The organism is Mumia sp., from assembly GCF_028803055.1.
Classification (GTDB): domain Bacteria; phylum Actinomycetota; class Actinomycetes; order Propionibacteriales; family Nocardioidaceae; genus Mumia.
The window spans coordinates 1-4223 of record NZ_JARBCJ010000236.1; the positions used below are offsets into that span (position 1 = coordinate 1).

Genomic DNA, 4223 nt, shown 5'->3' on the forward strand with positions numbered 1-4223 from the left:
CTCGTCCACCTCGTCGCCGAAGAACTCGACGCGGAGCGGGTGGTCCTCGGTCGGCGGGAAGACGTCGATGATGCCGCCGCGGACGGCGAACTCCCCACGCTTGGTCACCAGGTCGACACGGGTGTACGCAGCGTCGGCGAGTCGGCGGACGACGTCGTCGAGCTCGGCCTCCTGGCCGCGTCCCAGCTCGACCGGCTCCAGGTCGGCCAGACCTCGGACCTGGGGCTGGAGCACCGATCGGATGGGAGCGACGACGACCTCGAGCGCGCCGGCGTCGGGCGTCGCCCCCGGGTGCACGAGGCGCCGCAGGACGGCGAGCCGGCGGCCGACCGTGTCCGAGCGGGGCGAGAGCCGCTCGTGCGGGAGCGTCTCCCACGCAGGGAAGTCGGTGACCTTCTCGGGACCGATCAGCGAGCCGATCTCCTCGGTGAGGGTCTCGGCGTCCCGGGCGGTCGCCGTCACGACGAGCACGCAGGAGCTCACCGGCACCAGGGCGGCGGCGAGGAAGGGTCGGAGGGACGGCGGGGCAGAGAGGTCGAGCGCGGTCACGCCTGCACGACGGTCGGTGACCGTACGGGCGAGGATGGGATCGGCGGCGACGGCCTGGGCCAAGGCGTGCAGGGGCATAGGTGGTCAAGGATAGTCCGCTCGCCCTAGGTGGTGACCGGCTCCATCGCGTCGTAGACCAGGGTGATGTGCTCAAGGGGCCCCTCGACGTTGCCGGCGACGAGACCGACGACCGCCAGCGCTCGCGGCCAGACGTTGACGAGCCGATAACGCTTCACGGGGACGAGGTCGGCGTCATAGAGGACCACGACGCCGTTGCGCCGCGCCCCGTCGGCATCGGCGCGGACCTGGGCGAGCCAAGCGTCAATGTCGCCGCTCGCCGTCACGCGTCTCGTGACGGTGCACTCTCCGCCGCGCGGGCGGCCAGGCCGCTGCCGGACCACGACTCGCCCGTCGGCGGTCGACTCCGTGAGCCGGACGACGTCCTGCTCGGTCCTCAGGCCGATGATCTCCACGATCGAGAAGGACGGGAACCCGTCGATCTCGAGCGCGAACGCCATGCCCGACGGTGGCATCTCCGGTAGTGGCACAGTGCTCCCTTCCGCGGCCGAGGCGGAGCGAGCACCGCCCCGCGCCTCGCCTCAGCGGTGGTTGTGTCCGTACCCCCAAGGGAGGGGGTACTTGACCAGCATGCCGCCTGGTGGGTCGCTCGGCGGCTCAGGACCCTGCGGCGCGCCGACCAAGGCACTGGTCGTCGCGTACAGGCCGCGCGGCCCGACCTCGACCGCTGCCGGCAGGTTCGCCTCGGCGAAAGTGGTGATCGTCCGCGCACCCCTCTTCAGGAGCGCGATCCGGCCGGCGTACAGCTCGGTCACGTAGATGTCACCCTTCGGCGTGAGAGCCAGGTTGGTCGCGGTGCTGAAGCCCGCGGAGACCTTCTTGAACCGACCACTCCCGGGGTGGACCTTGTAGACCGCGGCGGTGCCGGGTGCCTCCAGCCCACCAGGCAGCAGGGTCAGGTAGATCCATCCGTCGGGTCCCCACTCCAGGTCCGTCGGCACCGGGTCGCCCCAGTAGGCCAGCCCGACGATGCAGTCGGGGAGGCCGAACTGCTCGGCGTTCTCCGCCGTGATCGTCGCCGGGACCGGCGGCAGGATCGCGAGCGTCGTGACCCTCCCGCGTCGGTCGATGCGCTGGATGCTGTTGGCGCCCGCATCGGCGACGTAGACCGTGCCGCGCGGGCCCGGGAGCGTCGCGTACGGGTGGGGGTTGATGTCACCGGTGTAGATCATCGGCGGATACTCGGGTCCGGTCGGCACCTGAGCCAGGCACTCGTCGCTGATGTCGCGAGCGCCGTACTCGACGTCGCCGTCGGGGTTGTTCCTCTCCTCGTACGTCCCGGTGTCGGCGACCACGCGGACGTTGCCGCGGGCATCGATCGCCTTGATGCCGGTGAAGCCGCTGGGCACCTCGGGGTCCATCGAGAACCCCGTCTCAGCGAAGTAGACGGTCCGGCCCGACACCGAGACGCCGCCGACCTCGGGCCCCCCGGACGAGTAGATCTCTCGCGGAGCGCCTCCGCGCCTCGAGACCCGCGACAGGGTGCCGGCGAAGTTCTGGGTGACGTACGTCGTGCCGTCCTGCGCCACGGCCAGGCTGAGCGGAGTCAGGAGGCCCTCGGCCAGGGAGGTCGGTGCGGGCGGCGGGGCAGGTCTGTGGCCGCCGTGGGCCTGTGCCGGTGCGAGCGTCAGCGCCAGGCCGAGTGCGGCGGCGGCGCCGAGGACGACTGCGGGTAGGCGTCTCATGGTGGTTCCCCCGATGCAGTGTGGGGCCGCCGAGATCGACCGATGGACAACGGAGTCAGGCTGACACCGCGCTACGGACCCGATCAGGACATTTCACGAAGAACCCGACAAGGCGGTGCCTTCAGCTCACCGTCGCCGGGAGTGCTGCTCCGGGGTTCGCGTCGACCCACTCCCGCGCCCGGTCCTCGGAGACGGCGCCCCACAGCTCACGACCCTTGTCGCGGTCGAGCCGGACCACGCTCTGCTTGCCCTCGCGACCCGTGCCCTTCACCGGGACCGTCGTGAACGTGACGTCACCGGCTCTGAGGTTGCGCATCGACAGCACGAGTCCTCGCATGTCACCGGTGCTCCACTCCGAGTCGACCGTCAGGTGCTTCGTGACGGCGCTCAGCACGCCGTACGCCTTCGTCGGGCTGCTCAGGGTGTCGCCCGAAAGGGTCTGGCCCATGAGCGCCCGGACCACGTTCTGCTGACGCTTGATCCGGTCGAAGTCCCCGCCGGGCAGTCCGTACCGCTGTCGGACGTAGAGGAGCGCCTCCTCGCCGTCCATCCGGCGCTCACCGGCCTCCCACGTCTTGTCGCGGGCCGAGTCGTAGACGTCCTCCGGCACCGTGACGGTGACGCCCCCCAGCTCGTCGGTCAGCTCACGGAACCCGTCCCAGTCGATGATGGCGATGTGGTCCATCCGCAGGTTGGTCAGCTGCTCGACCGTCTCCACCGCGAGCGACGGGCCGGCGAACGAGAACGCGGCATTGATCTTGTTGGCCCCGTGCCCCGGGATGGTGACCCACGAGTCTCGCGGGATGGAGACGACCGAGGCGCCCTCACGGTCACCGTCGATGTGAAGAACCATCAGCGAGTCCGTACGCTGCTCACCCGGGAGCCAGGTCGGCGCCGCCGCGTCATTGCCGGTCGTCGGCTCGTCCGAGCGCCGGTCGGTGCCCATCAAGAGGACGTTGACGCCGTCACCTGTCGCCGGGGCGGGCCGGTCCGTCAACCCGGCGAACGCGTCGTCAACCCGGTCGACCTGGTCGACGAGACGGTCCTGGAGATACCAGGCCCCACCAGCGAGGGCGAGCGCGAGCACCAGGAAGCAGGCGACCAGGCCGATCAGCACACGACGCAGCGTCCGGTGCCCCCGTGGCCGAGTCGTCGTCGACGGCTCCCCACCGGCGCGGTCGTCGCCGCTCGTGCGACCGTCGTCAGTGGTCGACGTGGGCTCGTCGGGGCTCTGGCTCATTGCGGAAAGCCTACGTGGCCGGGCGGTCTCGGCGGCGAGAACGTCAGGAATCGTCGCCGTGATCGCGCACGAACGCCGCGACCTCGTCGGCGAACTCGTGCCGGCAGACCAGCAGGTCGGGCAACCAGGGGCTGTCACGGTTGTACTCGAGAGCACTGCCGTCGGCGCGACTCGTGAAGAGGCCCGCTACGCGCGCCACGACGACCGGCGCCGCCGAGTCCCACTCGTACTGACCGCCCGCGTGGACGTAGACGTCGGCGAGATCCCGGACCACCGACATGACCTTGACGCCCGCCGACCCCATGGGCACCAGCTGGGCACCGGTCTTCGCAGCCAGCGCGTCGACGAAGGCGGGCGGGCGGCTGCGGCTGACCGCGATGCGCATCGGGCCGTCGGTACGCGGCGGGACCGTCGCGGGACGAGCGGTGCTGAAGGTCTCGCCGAGCGCGGGCTGCGCGACCGCTCCCGCGACCAGGTCACCGTCCTCCCACAGCGCGACGTGGACGGCCCAGTCGTCGCGCGGCGGCTCGGAGAACTCTCGGGTGCCGTCGAGCGGGTCGATGATCCACACCCGGCGCGCCGACCGGCGAGCCGAGTCGTCGGCCGCCTCCTCGCTCAGCACGGCATCCTCGGGGCGGTGCTCGGCGAGGAGCCGCGCCAGCACGGCCTGG

4 protein-coding genes and 1 pseudogene are annotated in these 4223 nt (G+C 71.2%); all 5 read right to left on the reverse strand.

Annotated features, from left to right (window positions below; translation table 11 throughout):
• A pseudogene (locus PV363_RS16200) lies at positions 1–627 on the reverse strand (transcription-repair coupling factor); the annotation flags it as partial.
• A 26-nt stretch (positions 628–653) separates the two neighbouring features.
• Positions 654–1067, reverse strand: a complete 414-nt coding sequence (locus PV363_RS16205) for a phage tail protein (protein WP_220366740.1) — start codon at positions 1065–1067, stop codon at positions 654–656.
• 81 nt (positions 1068–1148) lie between these two features.
• A complete protein-coding gene (locus PV363_RS16210; RefSeq protein ID WP_301022873.1) occupies positions 1149–2312 on the reverse strand; it encodes a ScyD/ScyE family protein in 1164 nt (387 codons plus the stop codon).
• A gap of 121 nt (positions 2313–2433) precedes the next feature.
• Positions 2434–3552 carry an LCP family protein gene (locus PV363_RS16215; RefSeq protein ID WP_301022874.1) on the reverse strand — a complete coding sequence of 373 codons (1119 nt, stop codon included), beginning with the start codon at positions 3550–3552 and terminating at the stop codon, positions 2434–2436.
• A 43-nt stretch (positions 3553–3595) separates the two neighbouring features.
• A partial coding sequence (locus tag PV363_RS16220; RefSeq protein WP_301022875.1) for a 3'(2'),5'-bisphosphate nucleotidase CysQ occupies positions 3596–4223 on the reverse strand: 628 nt, incomplete at its 5' end.